This window comes from Streptomyces sp. R41 (assembly GCF_041053055.1).
GTDB lineage: Bacteria > Actinomycetota > Actinomycetes > Streptomycetales > Streptomycetaceae > Streptomyces.
Map to the genome: position 1 here is coordinate 6,117,013 of NZ_CP163443.1, position 13,628 is coordinate 6,130,640.

The 13,628-nt window shown below is 67.7% G+C and carries 17 protein-coding genes; 11 read left to right on the forward strand and 6 right to left on the reverse strand.

Annotated features, from left to right (window positions below; translation table 11 throughout):
- The first annotated feature begins 74 nt into the window (after positions 1–74).
- From AB5J53_RS28035 to AB5J53_RS28085, 11 genes are all read left to right on the forward strand, one after another.
- Entirely contained in the window at positions 75–614 is a 540-nt protein-coding gene (locus AB5J53_RS28035; RefSeq protein ID WP_369248419.1) for a hypothetical protein, read from the forward strand.
- A gap of 1 nt (position 615) precedes the next feature.
- Positions 616–1,212 carry a hypothetical protein gene (locus AB5J53_RS28040; RefSeq protein WP_369248420.1) on the forward strand — a complete coding sequence of 199 codons (597 nt, stop codon included), beginning with the start codon at positions 616–618 and terminating at the stop codon, positions 1,210–1,212.
- 459 nt (positions 1,213–1,671) lie between these two features.
- Positions 1,672–2,388 carry a hypothetical protein gene (locus tag AB5J53_RS28045; RefSeq protein WP_369248421.1) on the forward strand — a complete coding sequence of 239 codons (717 nt, stop codon included), beginning with the start codon at positions 1,672–1,674 and terminating at the stop codon, positions 2,386–2,388.
- Positions 2,389–2,408: 20 nt separating this feature from the next.
- Positions 2,409–3,263: a hypothetical protein gene (locus AB5J53_RS28050; protein WP_369248422.1), complete on the forward strand. Its 855-nt coding sequence runs from the start codon at positions 2,409–2,411 to the stop codon at positions 3,261–3,263.
- Complete coding sequence (locus AB5J53_RS28055; RefSeq protein WP_369248423.1) at positions 3,260–4,573, forward strand: CpaF family protein; 1,314 nt, start codon at positions 3,260–3,262, stop codon at positions 4,571–4,573. Before AB5J53_RS28050 ends, AB5J53_RS28055 begins: the two co-directional genes overlap by 4 nt.
- A 7-nt stretch (positions 4,574–4,580) precedes the next feature.
- Positions 4,581–5,561, forward strand: a complete 981-nt coding sequence (locus AB5J53_RS28060) for a type II secretion system F family protein (RefSeq protein WP_369248424.1) — start codon at positions 4,581–4,583, stop codon at positions 5,559–5,561.
- Positions 5,558–6,481 carry a type II secretion system F family protein gene (locus AB5J53_RS28065; protein ID WP_369248425.1) on the forward strand — a complete coding sequence of 308 codons (924 nt, stop codon included), beginning with the start codon at positions 5,558–5,560 and terminating at the stop codon, positions 6,479–6,481. The genes AB5J53_RS28060 and AB5J53_RS28065 overlap by 4 nt, the downstream gene beginning before the upstream one ends.
- A 74-nt stretch (positions 6,482–6,555) precedes the next feature.
- On the forward strand, positions 6,556–6,807 hold the full coding sequence (locus tag AB5J53_RS28070; RefSeq protein WP_028805786.1) for a hypothetical protein: 252 nt from the start codon (positions 6,556–6,558) through the stop codon (positions 6,805–6,807).
- 107 nt (positions 6,808–6,914) lie between these two features.
- The gene (locus tag AB5J53_RS28075) at positions 6,915–7,295 is read left to right on the forward strand and encodes a TadE family protein (RefSeq protein ID WP_369252513.1); all 381 of its coding nucleotides are present in this window, start codon (positions 6,915–6,917) and stop codon (positions 7,293–7,295) included.
- A complete protein-coding gene (locus AB5J53_RS28080) occupies positions 7,295–7,723 on the forward strand; it encodes a TadE/TadG family type IV pilus assembly protein (protein ID WP_369248426.1) in 429 nt (142 codons plus the stop codon). Before AB5J53_RS28075 ends, AB5J53_RS28080 begins: the two co-directional genes overlap by 1 nt.
- Before the next feature lie 170 nt (positions 7,724–7,893).
- Positions 7,894–8,331: a pilus assembly protein TadG-related protein gene (locus tag AB5J53_RS28085; protein ID WP_369248427.1), complete on the forward strand. Its 438-nt coding sequence runs from the start codon at positions 7,894–7,896 to the stop codon at positions 8,329–8,331.
- Between the two features lie 58 nt (positions 8,332–8,389).
- Here AB5J53_RS28085 and AB5J53_RS28090 read toward each other — a convergent pair whose 3' ends face one another.
- From AB5J53_RS28090 to AB5J53_RS28115, 6 genes are all read right to left on the reverse strand, one after another.
- Positions 8,390–8,731, reverse strand: a complete 342-nt coding sequence (locus AB5J53_RS28090) for a hypothetical protein (protein WP_369248428.1) — start codon at positions 8,729–8,731, stop codon at positions 8,390–8,392.
- A gap of 26 nt (positions 8,732–8,757) precedes the next feature.
- On the reverse strand, positions 8,758–9,384 hold the full coding sequence (locus AB5J53_RS28095; protein ID WP_369248429.1) for a hypothetical protein: 627 nt from the start codon (positions 9,382–9,384) through the stop codon (positions 8,758–8,760).
- The gene (locus tag AB5J53_RS28100) at positions 9,381–10,082 is read right to left on the reverse strand and encodes a hypothetical protein (RefSeq protein ID WP_369248430.1); all 702 of its coding nucleotides are present in this window, start codon (positions 10,080–10,082) and stop codon (positions 9,381–9,383) included. The genes AB5J53_RS28095 and AB5J53_RS28100 overlap by 4 nt, the downstream gene beginning before the upstream one ends.
- A 51-nt stretch (positions 10,083–10,133) precedes the next feature.
- On the reverse strand, positions 10,134–11,720 hold the full coding sequence (locus tag AB5J53_RS28105) for a putative T7SS-secreted protein (protein WP_369248431.1): 1,587 nt from the start codon (positions 11,718–11,720) through the stop codon (positions 10,134–10,136).
- Positions 11,721–11,867: 147 nt separating this feature from the next.
- Complete coding sequence (locus AB5J53_RS28110) at positions 11,868–12,947, reverse strand: hypothetical protein (protein WP_369248432.1); 1,080 nt, start codon at positions 12,945–12,947, stop codon at positions 11,868–11,870.
- The gene (locus AB5J53_RS28115; protein WP_369248433.1) at positions 12,944–13,591 is read right to left on the reverse strand and encodes a hypothetical protein; all 648 of its coding nucleotides are present in this window, start codon (positions 13,589–13,591) and stop codon (positions 12,944–12,946) included. The genes AB5J53_RS28110 and AB5J53_RS28115 overlap by 4 nt, the downstream gene beginning before the upstream one ends.
- Between the last annotated feature and the right edge of the window lie 37 nt (positions 13,592–13,628).

Genomic DNA, 13,628 nt, shown 5'->3' on the forward strand with positions numbered 1-13,628 from the left:
GACAACGACGCAGGGCCCTGATGACCACCGAAGAAGGCCGAACTCCTCTGTCCGTGTACCGCCTACTGCCGAGCATGAGGGAGTACCAGATCCTTCATTTCGACAACTCACCAGTGGACCTCATGCGTTGGCAGCTGGGTGGTTCGACAGGGGCCCACCCCAAGGAGTTCGCCGCCGAGTGGGGAGGCCACCCGCGGTGGACGAAGAGCGAGTTTCCCAACGGGGACCCGAGCTCTCCGGTCTTGAGTCGCCGCATCGCGGATCTGCTGCGGGACGACCTGGAGAAGGCGGGTCGTCTGTTGCCGGTGCGGATCGAGAAGGCGGAGGCGGACGAGTACCTGCTGTATCTGGTGGAGCAGGTGGCGGACTGTCTGGACATGGAGAGGTCGTCGCCGCCGGACCGGCTGGGCAGGGTGCAGCAGTCGGTCTTCAGACCGGAGGCGCTGCCGGCTGATGTCCCGGCGTTCCGTTCGATGGGGTTTCCGACGGCTGTGTGCTGGAACGGCTGGGCGGTCGAGCTTCTGAGCGGCCTGCTGGGGGATCTGTTGGAGGCGCGGCTGGTGTGGTCGGAGGATCCGGGCCTGGTTCCACATCCCGACCCGTGGGGGTTCTGACATGGGCGACGAAGCCCGGGCGGCGGGCTTCCGGGACCACGTGCTGAAGGAGGCCGTACGCATCCTGGACAGCTTTCCCGAGGTGCTGCGGCCCGAGATCTACGTCGTCTCGTTCCGTATCTGGCGCGTGGGCCAGGACCCCCGCTATCCGTACGTGGCTGTCGGCTACAACACCGAGAGCGAGGTCCGTCGGGTCCTGGAGCAGGAGTGCTCGTACGAGGGGACGGCACGGTGGGAGTACGCGTACTGGCTCCTCGAGGGGTTCGAGATGGTCGGCCATGTGCCCGAGGACCCGGTCGGCAGCGCCCTGCACCTGGCCGAGGCGAGGGCAGAAGGACTCTGGTACGAGGATGAGGACGCGCTCGCCGAGGACGAGCGGGACGCCCGCGACGACGAACTCGTGCTGCGCTTCGACGACATCTGTATCGATGCCGCCCGCCACCTGCGGGCCGACGGCCACCTCGAACGGACCCTCGGACGACCGGCACCGATCGTGCTGTTCGACATGGACCGTCCCGGCTGGGAGGCGGAAGCAACCGAGGCGGCCAATCCTCCCGAGGCGATCGCCGACTTCGTAGAGCATCATTCGGCGCTGTGACGGTTCTGAACGGCCAGGTGCACTATCTGCCGTTGGATGACACCACCTCGGCCAGTAGGCCCCGTCACCCGTGTGACTGAAAGATCACCATCTCCGCTCACCGCACCCGTAAACACCTCGTGCAGGCCTGGTGCACACCCCGTGACGAACCCCCAGGTCTGGATCCCGGCGGATTCGCGCCCGCACAGCACCCTCCACCCATCAGATCCCCGCCCCCAACAGGGAACCACCCAGCCCCCGTTGCGCGTGGATAACGTCGAGTCCCGTGAGGTTCACGAGCCTTGGCGCGCCTTGAGGGGCTTATGTGCGGCTGATACGGTGCCATGGCTTGACACTCGCTTCAGCGCTGGCTATTTGGCCAGGTCGGGTGGTACGTCCGGCTCGGGCGTACCGAGGTGAAGTGTCCCAATTGGCATGTGAATTGGCAGAAATCTTCTTGGGTGTACGGGGAGCGGTTGCGTGAAGATCCAAGAGCGTACGGGGGCGGGCAACCACCGTTCCGCTGCGTCGGCCCAGCCGGCGATGGGTGAGCGCCTTCCCGCGCCGCCTCGCGAGCGCAAACCCGCGCTCGCCGCTCTCGCGGTGCTCCTGATCCTCGTCGGCGCGCTGGGCGCGACGATGCTGGTGCTGCGCGCCGGGGATCGTGTCGAGGTCGTCAAGGTGACGCAGGACATCCAGGCCGGAGAGTCCGTCAACACCAGCAATACGACCTCGGTCATGGTCGCGGACGACGCCAGCATCCACTACGTCAAGTGGAGCCAGCTCGGCGCTCTCAAGAAGCTGAAGGCGAAGTCCACCATCTACAAGGGGACCGTCGTCATCGGCGACATGTTCGCCGGTAAGAGCACCCTCCCCGCGGGCAAGGCCTCCGTAGGCCTCGCCCTCAAGGAAGGCCAGTACCCGGCCGACATCAAGCCGGGCGACATCGTGTCCGCCTACCGCGTCGGCGACAACAGCAGCAGCTCCGACAAGACCGGTTCGTCCGGTACGTCGGGCAGCAGCAACTCGCTGCTCGTGGAGAACGCGCGCGTCAACACCAAGAGCGACGACAGCGATGCCACGGTGAGCACCGGCAATCTCTCCATCACCCTGCTCGTCGACCAGAGCGATGTGCCGGCCCTCACCGCGGCCGCCGCCGCGGGCGAGGTCTCCGTCGTTCTGGTCCCCGGCAACTAAAGGCGAGTGAGTAAAGAGAAATGGCGCTCATCGCCCTCGCCGCGGACAAGGGTTCCCCCGGCGTCACCACCGCCGCGGTGGCCCTGTCCGCGGTCTGGCCCCGCAGGGTCCTGCTCGCCGAGACGGACCCCGCCGGCGGCGATCTCGTGTACCGGAGCGCGGCGGCCCACGGCGGTCCGCTGAATCCCAACACCGGCATGCTGTCGATAGCGGCTACCGCGCGGCGCGGGCTCGTGCCCGATCAACTGTGGGATCACGTCCAGCCGTTGAGCGGTGGGCTCGAAGTCCTCGTCGGGCTCGGTGTCGCCGAGCAGGCCACCGGGCTCGCCGGGCTGTGGCCCACGCTGGGGCGGGCCTTCGCCCAGCTCGCCGACTCGCCGCACGCGCCCGCCGACGTCATCGCCGACTGCGGGCGGATCAGCGGTGACACCCCCGCTGCCGAGATGTTCTCCCAGGCCGCCCTCGTGCTGCTGATCGCCCGCACCGAGCCGGAGTCCATCGCCCGCGTACGTGATCGCGCCGCCGCGCTCTCCGCCAAGCTGCACGGTGGCCACCGCGGCGCCGCCACCCTCGCCACGCCGCTCATCGGCGTCATCCTCATCGCCGACCCGAGCGACTCCGCCAAGCTGGTCCACCAGGTCAACGACATGCTGGTGGCCGCGCAGACCGGTGCGCGGGTGGTGGGCACGCTCGCCGACGACCCGGCCGGCGCCGACCAGTTGGCCGGGCGCAAGCGAGGGCGGCTCGACAAGTCGCTGCTCATCCGCTCGGCCCGCAAGGTCACCGCGGACCTGTACCAGCAGTACGGCGCCGCCTGGGCCGTACCGGCCGGCGGTGGCCATCACGGTCAGCCCGCCGCGGGAGCCGGACGATGACGGCCGTCGACCACCAGTTGGTCAAGCGGTTCCGGCAGGACGCCGGTGACCGTATCGCCGAGCAGCGCCGTGAGGACCAGGTCCGTGGCGTCACGCCGATGTCCAACGAGGACGAGCGGCACTACGCGCGAGCCGTCATCGCCCAGATACTCGAGGACTACGCCCGTACCGAGATCAACCTCGGTCGCACCCCCCTCGACGCCGAGACCGAGGAGCAGTACGCGGCCGCCGTGCACGCCGCCCTCTTCGGCGTGGGGCGCCTCCAGCCGCTGCTCGACAACCCCGAAGTCGAGAACATCGACATCAACGGGTACGACCAGGTCTTCATCGGATACGCGGACGGGCGGGAGGAGAAGGGTGATCCCGTCGCCGAGACCGACGAAGAGCTGATCGAGCTCATCCAGATCCTCGGTGCGTACTCCGGCCTCTCCTCCCGGCCATTCGACTCCGCCAATCCCCAGCTCGACCTGCGGCTGCCCGACGGGTCACGGCTCTCCGCCGTCATGGACGTGACGCGCCGGCCCGCGCTGTCCATTCGTCGGGCACGCATGGGCAAGGTTTTCGTCTCGGACCTCGTCGGCAATGGGACGATCACGCCAGAGGTGGCCCACTTCCTCGCATGCGCGGTCCGGGCCCGTAAGAACATCATGATCGCGGGCGCGACCAACGCCGGTAAGACGACGCTGCTGCGCGCGCTCGCCAACGAGATCCCGCCGCACGAGCGCCTCATCACTGTCGAGCGCGCACTGGAGCTCGGTCTCGACACCTTCGCCGACCTCCACCCGAATGTGGTGGCGTTCGAGGAGCGGCTGCCCAACTCCGAGGGGCAAGGCACCATCTCCATGGCCGAGTTGGTGCGCCGGTCGCTCCGTATGAACCCCTCCCGCGTCATCGTCGGTGAGGTCCTCGGCGACGAGATCGTGACCATGCTCAACGCGATGTCGCAGGGCAACGACGGCTCGCTGTCCACGATCCACGCGAACAGCTCCAGCGAGGTCTTCAACCGTATTTCCACGTACGCGCTCCAGGCGAACGAGCGGCTGCCCATCGAGGCCAGCCAGATGCTCATAGCGGGCGCGGTGAACTTCGTCGTCTTCATCCAGCGGCGCAACAACTACGAGTCGGGCGGCCGCCTCCAGCGCATGGTCACCTCCGTCCGCGAGGTCAACGGCGTCGACGGACGCGTGCTGTCCAGCGAGGTGTTCGCCGAGGCCCCGGACGGCCGGATCGTCCCGCACGCGCCGATCGCCTGCCTCGACGACCTCGTCGCACAGGGCTACCGGCTGCCCGGCGGCGGGAATTGGGGCTGATCATCGCATGACGGATACGACTTCTCTCGCCGCGCTCGACTCGCTCGGTTCCATGGGCGGGCTGTTCTCCACGACCGTCCTGTACGCGCTCGCGTCCGGTGTCGCCGTCGGCGGCGGCCTCGCGCTGTTCGCCGTCGCCGTGCGCGGACTGCCCGCCAAGCCCGAGCACGAGAAGCAGAAAGCCAGCGAACGGGCCAATGAGCTGATCCGGTTCGCCGGGCAGCGCGGTTCGATCGCCGCCATCGCCGGACTCGTCGTCCTGCTCCTCACCCGCTGGGCGGTCGCCGGTATCGCCGCCGGTGTCCTCGTCTTCTTCTGGGACAAGCTCTTCGGCGGCGCCTCGGAGGAGCGGGCCGCCATGCGCCGCGTGGAGGCGCTGGCCTCCTGGACCGAGTCGCTGCGCGACACGATCGCGGGCGCGGTCGGCCTGGAGCAGGCCATCCCCGCCTCCGCGCGCGCCTCCGCCCCTGTACTGCGGCCGCATCTCGACGCTCTCGTGGACCGGCTGCGTTCCCGTACGCCGCTGCCCGAGGCCCTGCAGCAGCTGGCCGACGAGATCAATGACGCGTCGGCGGACATCATCGTCGCCGCGCTCATCCTCAACGCCCGGCTGCGCGGCCCGGGTCTGCGCCAGGTGCTCGGCGCGCTCGCCAAGTCGGCGCGCGAGGAGGTCGACATGCGGCAGCGCGTGATGGCCCAGCGCGCCTCGACCCGGCGCTCGGTCCAGATCGTCGTCGCCGTCTCCATCGCCTTCGTGCTCGGTCTGTCGATCTTCAACCGCGAGTTCGTCAAGCCGTACGGCACGGCGGTCGGACAGCTCGTACTCGCCTGTGTCTGCGGCCTGTTCGCGCTCGGCTTCTGGTGGCTGCGCAAGCTGTCCACCATCGAGACGCCGGAGCGGTTCCTGGTGCGCGACGAGTCGTCGGTGCAGTTCGTGCGTCCTCGTACGCCCGCGCAGTCCGCACCGGATGAGGGGGTACGCCGATGAACCTGACCATGCCGATCCTGATCGGTGCCGTACTGGGCCTCGGGATCTACGCCCTCGTACGCGCCCTCATGCCGTCGAAGCGCAGCGCGGTCGCGCAGGTCGCGCGCATCGACGCGATGCGGGCGCGCGGGGCGGCGTACGAGTCCGCGCACCACGCCCAGCAGGAGGCCGGCAGGCTCGGCAGCGTACGGGCCCAAGTGGGCGCCCGTGTCGCCGAGTTCTATCTGCAGCAGGGCTGGGAACAGCGCTCGCTGCGGGCCGACCTGGCGGTCCTGGACCGGAGTTGGGAGAAGTTCCTCGCGACGAAGGCCCTGCTGGCCGCGGCGGGCCTGTTCTTCGGCCCGTTCCTCTTCGCCATCGTCTGGACGCTCGGCTTCGGCAGCAGTCCGATCATCCCGGTCTGGCTGGCGCTGCTCTTCGCGCTCGTCTTCTTCTTCCTCCCGGACGTGGAGGTACGGCGGGACGCGGCGGACAAGCGGCGTGACCTGCGGCGCGTGATCGGCGCGTATCTGGACCTGGTGGCGATGAGCCTGGCCGGCGGCCGGGGTCTTCCCGAGGCGCTGATGGCCGCCGCCGAGGTCTCCGACGGCTGGGCGACGCAGCGCATCCGCAACGCGCTCGCCGACGCCCGGATCACCGGCATCAGCCAGTGGCAGGCGCTCGGCTCGCTCGGCGAGGAGCTGGGCGTGGAAGAACTGAAGGACCTCTCGGCCTCGTTGGCGCTGGTCGCGGACGACGGCGCGAAGGTGCGCGAGTCGCTCGCCTCGCGCGCCGAGACGATGCGGCACCGCGAACTCTCCGAGATCGAGGGCAGCGCGGGCGAGAAGTCGCAGTCGATGCTGGTCGCCCAGCTGCTGCTGTGCGCGGGCTTCCTGGTCTTCCTGATCTTCCCGGCGGCGATGCGCGTGTTCCAGGTCTGACGGGGCTGACTGCTCTGAAGTCGACGATCCGCAATTTTTCTTCGAACTCGACGTATTCGAGAGGACAACTCACCATGAACGGACGGAACTTCAGCACCGGGATCCCGGGGGTGGACTTCCTGATCACCTTCCTCCAGGGCCGGGTGCAGCGCGCCCGCTCCGGCGAACTCGACCGCGGTGCCTCCGCTGTCGAATGGGTCATCATCTCCGCCGTCGTCGTCGCGATCGTCGGCGTGGTCGCCGCGATCATCAACGCCGCCCTGAGCGACGGCGCCAACAAGGTGGGCGACTGCATCAAGGGCGCAGACGCGGGCAAGACCTGCTGAGTTCTTCGTCCACTTCTCATACGGGGATACGGGTGCGCGCACGCCGAGGGGTACGTCGCTGGGTGCGCCGCAGGGTGGAGGCCGCCTCCGCCCGCGGCGACTCCGGCATGACCGCGATCGAGTTCGTGCTGCTCACGCCGGTGCTCTTCTTCATGATCTTCGCGACGGTGCAGTTCGCGCTGTACTTCTTCGCGGACCATGTGGCCCAGGCGGCGGCCCAGGCGGGCGCCCGCAAGGCGCGTGCCGTGGCCGACGAACAGCCCGGCGCGTGGCGCGGCGAAGCTCGCGACGTCGTCGACAGCTACATCCGCCAGCTCGGCCCGCAGCTGGTGCTCTCCCCGGACGTGACGATGCTCCAGCCCGAGCAGAACACGGTGGGCGTGGAGATCACGGCGAAGGTGCCCACGGTCTTTCCGGGGCTCGACCTGACGGTGCACGCGCAGTCGTCGGGGCCGGTGGAGAGGTTCGTCAAGGAGGGGGAGAACTGATGACCGGTCTGGTCTCCCTCGTACGGGACCGGGCATCCCGTGACCGGGGCCTGTCCACGATCGAGGTCGTGATCCTGGCGCCGGTGATGATCCTCTTCATTCTCGTCCTGGTGGCCTTCGGGCAGTTGGTGGACGGGCGGGGCGCACTCGACGGGGCAGCCCGGGACGCCGCGCGCGCCGGGTCGATCCAGAAGGACCACTCGACGGCCATGGCCGAGGCGAAGAAGGCGGCGGAGGCGGATCTCGCGGACGTCTGCTCCGGCCCGGTGACCGTGAACCAGACGAGCTCCGGCTTCGAGCCCGACACCCTGTTCACGGTCGAGGTGAGCTGTGAGGTGCGGGGGCTGGCGATGATCGGTCTCGACGTGCCCACGACGCTCTCGGCCAGCTTCAGCTCGCCACTCGACCCGTTCAGGAGGACGGCATGACGCTGCGTTCCGCTGGGCGGGGCCGGGGGACGGCCCGAGCTACCCGGGTGACGGCTGGACCTGCCAGGTGGACGCCTGGACCTGCTCGGGTGACGGCCGGACCTGCTCGGCTGACGACCGAACCTTCTTGGGCGGCCGTACCTTATTGGGCTGCGGCCGTACCTGCCTGGGTGGCGGCCCGCCGTGCCCGCCTCGACGACCGCGGCTCGGGCGCCGGCGCGGTCATCATCTTCGCGATCGTCTTCCTCTCCCTCTCGGCCTTCGTCATCGACGGCGGGATGTCCATCTCCAAGCGGGAGCGTGCCGCGGACATCGCGGAACAGGCTGCGCGGTACGCCGCCCAGGACATCGACCGCGAGGCCCTCTACCAGAACCAGAACGGCCCCGCCCCCATCCGCTACGAGAACTGCGGCGCCCGCGTCAAGGCCTTCGCCCGCGAAATGGGCATGTCCGGCGCGGACATCGCGGCCACCCACTGCGTCGCCGCCAACGCCGACCAGGTCGAGGTCGAGGTCCAGCTCACCTACTCCCCGGTCTTCACGGGCATGTTCTACGGCGGAGACGTGGTCGTCCACGGCCAGGCGGTTGCGGAGAACGAGGTCGGCTGAGGGGAGTGGCGCTCAGCCCCGGTGAGGGGCGGCTGGCCGCCGGCGTGCCGCCGGCGACCTACTTCCCGTCGCCCTTCTTGCCGCCCTTGCCGTCCTCCTGCTTCACCCCGTCCTTGACGTCCTTGGCGAGCTTGTCGTCGAGCTTCTTGAACTCGCGGACCACGGCGTCGGACATGTCGGCCAGGGCGTCCAATGCCTGGGTGATGTCCTCGCGGCCGTCCTCCCAGCCGGACTCGAAGTCGTCGAGCGCGTCGTAGACCGTGTGGTCGCCGAGGTCGTCCTTGTACGACTCGAAGAGCTTCTTGGTGTGGTTGAGGCGGGTCTTGATGTCCCGCAGCCGCCCGCCGTAGTCCTCCAGCTCACTCAGCGGGAGCGCGAGGTCGCTCTTGCCGTTGCCCATGTCTCAAGTCCCCCAAGCTCGGTTCGTCAGACGAAGCGGAAGGTGCTGGTCACCGCGTCGAAGATGTCGTGGAACGCCTCCGCCAGGTCCAGCACCGGGCTGGCCCCGGAGACGAGGACGACCTGGTCGGTGGTTCCCGGGACGGGAATGTACGTCTGGGTCAGCACCATACGAAGGGTACGCGTGTCGCCCTGCGCGACGGGTACGTCTTCGACGCCGAACGTCCGGGCTGCCGCCCCGACTTCGCGGATGTCGACGGTCGTCACAGTGCGCCAGGCGTCGCCGTCCCGACGGGGCGTGATGGTGCGCAGGTTCTCGGCGATGGCGCGGGGATCGGTGGAGAGCGCCACACCCTGCTTGTCCTTCGCACCGAGCACGGAGACCGTGACGGTCGCGGACAGGGGTACCCCCTCGAAGTTCTCCGCCATACAGCCCATGTAGATGGCACCGGAGTCGTGCGCGTCCTTGGCCATCTTGCGGAGCATGTTGGTCAGGTCGGCGCGGTAGGGAGCGAGTTCGGGGATCTCGCGGGTCCGCTCGTCGACGAGGGCACGGATGGTCGCGTCCCGGCCCTCGGGGCGGATGTCGAACTCCCACCAGGACTCCGGGACCGAGAGAGACACGCCGACGGCTGCGGTACCAGGGGCAGTCATACGCCCTCCTCGTCGTCGAAGGTGACGGGCACGTAGGTCTCCGCGTGTTTCGCCAGGAAAGCGCATGCCTCTTCGGGAAGCGGCAGGGGAGCCTGGGCGACGTAATCCAACAGGCGCTTCGGTGGGTAATAGTCGACGAACCGGTACTCCACGTGCGCCAGGTTGGCCACGGTGGCATACCTTTCTTCCACTCCGAGGGCCGTGAGCAGTTCCGGAAGACTCAACTCGGCGACCCGACTGCCCGGATCCACGGGAAGGCGGTAGCGGGTCACGTCGGCAGGCGAATTCGGCAGAGAGCCGTCGGCGATTTCCTGAAGCTGGGGGTAACCCAGGGCGAACCAAGGGCCGTTCTTCTTGACCACCATCCAGCGATCGGAAACACCGCTCTGGAAGATGTGGCATTCCGCGCCGGAGAAGACCTGAGACATCCCCAGCCCCATCCTGGTGAGCCGAGGAAGCGATCCGTCCAGGCTGTCGATCTCCTCATGCCCGGCCTGTACCAGGTGGGTGAACTCGTCGAAGAAGCTCTCCCGCTTGTCGGATCCCTCCAGGCAGGAGAAGTGAATGTTGCCGTCCAGGAAGGAGGGAGCAGCGGCCCATGGGTCTCGGACAAGCCGGTAACCGACGATCTCCCCGCAGTACCCTTCGACAGGCGGAGCCGCCTCACCGCAGATCTGGCAGCAATTGATGTCGGGCATGTCTCTCCTGGTGGTCAGCTCCGCGGAGCCTGGATTGTCGCAGTCTATGTTCTATACGCGGGGCACCGGGATGAGGCCGCCGACGTCGCTCACCGGGCCGCCGGCGGGGTACGTTCCTTGCGGGAGCTCCAGGACCCCTGTGTTGTCGAAGAACCTGAGATTGCCATCACGGCTGATCACCACCTCCGTGTGAGGTGTGCTCTTGTTGTCCAGGTCCCGGCTCATGCTGTTTCTGACATTGCGCGCGGCTTCCATCTCATCGGGAGGGCCGGGTATCCGATCCTCCGGGTGCGTATGAGCAATGAACTTGTAGCCGTCGTTCGCCAGTTCATCGGGGATTTTCGTGGTGATCTCCGTGCCCTGGAAAAGTCTGAGTTCACCGGCCGCATTCTGAACCACAGCGTGTTCGACGCCATGGAATTTCTGAAGCTCGGCCATGTGAGAGATGTTCACCTCGTTCGGGCGGATGTGAACGGGGCCGCGCGTGAGAGCCTTGGCGAGTTGGCGCGCCTTGGGTGACAGCGCGCGGTAAGGGATGGTTCCGCCGAATAGTCGCGTCGATCCCTTGAACGGTCGGTAGATGGCGCGAAGGCCTTCTCCTGACCTGATCTGCAGGGCCTTTTTGAGGAGCCCTCCGCCGATTCCTTTCATGAACGCACCGCCGAGGGCGCGCAGCCCGCCGACCTTCCACAGCTTCCCGATCTTGGCGAGGCTGGTGAAGCCCTTCGTGGCGGGTATGCAGTCGAGGACGGCGAAGAGCAGATCGCCCCAGCCCGCTTGGCCGTTGGCCATCTTTCTTATCGTGTCGGCCAACACGACCAATGCGGCGGCGAACACCAGCCAGCCCAGTGGGCCGCCCACGATCATCACGATGATGCCGACGATGGTCACGACCCACTTGCAGACGGTGACGATCTCGTCCCAGTGGTCGGTGACCCAGTCGACGGCCTCTTCCCACCAGTGCCGGTTGTGGATGCCGGCGTCGGAGGCCTCGTGGAGCTTCTTCACCGTGCGGCGGGCGGCGTCCTCGCGCAGGCCCTTCGCATGGGCGGCGAGCTTCTTCGCCGCGTCCAGCATGCCCTGGGCGTCGTCCACGTCCTTCTGGGCGGCGGTCTGCTGCTCCTTGGCGTGCTGCGCGTTGCGAGTGGCCCGCCGGACCTCGGCCTCGTCGGGCTTGGGTACGTCCTTGCCGTGGTTCTTGTTCGGGTCGTACGAGTCCGCCTTCGCGGTGGCCGTGTGCACCCAGTCGTTCGCGCCGGACAACGCGGTCTGCGCGGTGGAGAGTTCCTCGCGGGCCTTGCGGCCGTCGCGCAGTGCCTTGTCCGCCTTCGTCTGGGCGTCCTCCAGGTCCGGCCAGTACGTGGCGAGGGCGTCGCCCGCGAGGTCGTAGGACTTCTTGAGCTTCTTCAGCTTGCCGGGGACGTCCTCGAACTCCGCGGTGAACGCGTCCGCGGTCTTGCCCGCCCACTTCAGGACGGCGTCCTCGTTCGCCATGCCCTTGATGTCCCGCAGCACGTGGGAGACGTCGTCGGCGAAGTCGTGCAGGGAACCCGCGAGTTTGCGGACCCGGTGCGGGTCACCCGGCGCCGGGTCGTGATCCAGGTCGAGTATGTGCCAGTCGGTCGGGCGGTGCGACACGTGTTTCCCCCGTAAACACCTGCGACGTAAAATCATGTCTGCAATAGAACGCGCATGCGAACATAGCGCATTGACCGTTGCTGGTGTGACGCGCAATGACAGTTGGTCAGTTGCGGGGCGCGCCCCCCAAGTGCCCAGCAGGCCCGCTCAGCGGTTGATCGACTGGATCTCCTGGACGTTCATGTCCTGGGTCGTCTCGAAGGTGCCGTTCGGGAGGTCGCCGCCGGTGCCGTCGCTGCCCTGCCAGGTGATCTGCCAGGTGACGCTCGCCTTCAACTGGTACGGCCGGCCGTCCGTGGCGCGCAGGTAGGTGATTCCGCAAGGCGGAGCCTTGTCGGCGTCCCCCGTCTTGTACGGGGTGCCGATGGAGCCGTCATCGTTGAACTTGCACTCGCCGGAGGCGGGGTAGGTCTCGGCGTCGTCCGTGCCCGGCTCCAGGTTGAGGGCGATCGGCTTGGCGGTGGTCTCCGCCCACAGACCCGTGTTCGGCAGCTCGGCCCGGACCTTGACCTCCTGGAAGGTGCCCTTGTCGAGCCAGACCCAAGTGGGCAGGTTCACAGTCGACTTGGCCTCGGGCCTCAACTCGACCTGCGTGTCCGGGACCTTGATCTTGTCGTAGGCGTATTCGGCGAGGGTCTTGGCCGTGGGGGCGTGCGGGACCTTCGGTATCTGACCGGCGTTCTGCCAGAACATGATGAGACCGCAGTTCCAGGACTCCGGGTCGGTGTCGTCCGGTGCGACGCTCCGCCAGAAGTAACCGTCCTTGCCGATGTTGTAGTTCTCGTAGCCCGGCGCGGACGTCCACTTCTCGTCCATGTTGTCCTCGGGCTTGCCGTCCTTGTAGTGGTCGGTCCACAACCCCTTGCCGAACCAGGACTGGTGGATCCCGACGTCCCCGTTGCCGTCCGACTCGTCCACGAAGTTCTTGAGCCCCTCGGGCGTGAAGACGGGCTCGTACCAGCAGGCCGGCGGCTTCCAATTCGGGTCGACGGTCCCGAGGTTGCCCTTCTTCCCGCCGCTGTTGCCCTTCGTGTAGGTGATTTTGATCTGGGAGTGGGTGGCGGAGGCGTAGATGTTCTTGCCCTTGGCGCCGCCGCTCGGCTTGTCCGCGGGCGGAGTCGTGGTACCGCCCGGAACGTCATCGGCGTATGCGGCGCCGGCCGACCACAGGACGGCTGCCGCTGCCAGAGCGGCGGCCCGGCGTGCCGTGTGCTGTGCGGTCGTCATCCCTGGCACTCCTTTACCCGCCCCTGCACCTCGATCTGCTGTGCCTTCCACGACTGCGTGGAACCGGGTGAGGGGCGCATCAGGATGGTGAACTTCTGGTAGCTGTCCAGGGATTCCTTCGTGTAGTGGGTCTTCCCTGTCTTGATTTTCTTGCTGTACGACTTGGCCTGGTTCCTGCAGAACGTGACGAGGACGCCCGTGGAGCCGACGTTCGCGGTGTCGGCATTGAAGTACTTGTCCGTCCCGGTGGCGGTCCATCCGCCGTCCACCCACGCCTGAATCTGCGACTTGGCGTACTTGGCGGCGCCGCCGACGGAGTAGTACTGGTACGCCGGATCGTCCGGATTCTGCTTCACGATTCCGTGCTTCAGCGCCCGGATGTAGTTCGTGGCCGTGTCGAGCGCCGCCGCGTGCTTGGAGTCGGAGGGCTTGGCGAAGTCGAAGACGAGGTGCAGATCGCCCGGCAGCGAGAGGTCGGGTGCGTCGGAGTTCGCCTTCGACGTCGAAGCCGACGGACTGCTCGACCCGGTGTCCGCCCCCTTGATGCCGTCGGACGAGTCGTCATTGCTGCCGCCGCAAGCGGTGAGCAGCAGGGTCGCCGTCGCGGCGAACGCGGCGGCGGTGGTCAGGGTGCGGCGGGCCACGATCGATCTCCCCCTGTGTAAGGCATGTGTGCAACAG

Excerpts from the sequence above, each read along its gene's own strand:
- AB5J53_RS28075 (WP_369252513.1), top strand. The coding sequence starts at position 6,915 with ATGACCGCGATCGAGTTCGTGCTGCTCACGCCGGTGCTCTTCTTCATG.
- AB5J53_RS28060 (WP_369248424.1), top strand. The coding sequence starts at position 4,581 with ATGACGGATACGACTTCTCTCGCCGCGCTCGACTCGCTCGGTTCCATG.
- AB5J53_RS28035 (WP_369248419.1), top strand. The coding sequence starts at position 75 with ATGAGGGAGTACCAGATCCTTCATTTCGACAACTCACCAGTGGACCTC.
- AB5J53_RS28090 (WP_369248428.1), bottom strand. The coding sequence starts at position 8,731 with ATGGGCAACGGCAAGAGCGACCTCGCGCTCCCGCTGAGTGAGCTGGAG.
- AB5J53_RS28050 (WP_369248422.1), top strand. The coding sequence starts at position 2,409 with ATGGCGCTCATCGCCCTCGCCGCGGACAAGGGTTCCCCCGGCGTCACC.
- AB5J53_RS28055 (WP_369248423.1), top strand. The coding sequence starts at position 3,260 with ATGACGGCCGTCGACCACCAGTTGGTCAAGCGGTTCCGGCAGGACGCC.
- AB5J53_RS28080 (WP_369248426.1), top strand. The coding sequence starts at position 7,295 with ATGACCGGTCTGGTCTCCCTCGTACGGGACCGGGCATCCCGTGACCGG.
- AB5J53_RS28070 (WP_028805786.1), top strand. The coding sequence starts at position 6,556 with ATGAACGGACGGAACTTCAGCACCGGGATCCCGGGGGTGGACTTCCTG.
- AB5J53_RS28110 (WP_369248432.1), bottom strand. The coding sequence starts at position 12,947 with ATGACGACCGCACAGCACACGGCACGCCGGGCCGCCGCTCTGGCAGCG.
- AB5J53_RS28100 (WP_369248430.1), bottom strand. The coding sequence starts at position 10,082 with ATGCCCGACATCAATTGCTGCCAGATCTGCGGTGAGGCGGCTCCGCCT.
- AB5J53_RS28040 (WP_369248420.1), top strand. The coding sequence starts at position 616 with ATGGGCGACGAAGCCCGGGCGGCGGGCTTCCGGGACCACGTGCTGAAG.
- AB5J53_RS28065 (WP_369248425.1), top strand. The coding sequence starts at position 5,558 with ATGAACCTGACCATGCCGATCCTGATCGGTGCCGTACTGGGCCTCGGG.
- AB5J53_RS28095 (WP_369248429.1), bottom strand. The coding sequence starts at position 9,384 with ATGACTGCCCCTGGTACCGCAGCCGTCGGCGTGTCTCTCTCGGTCCCG.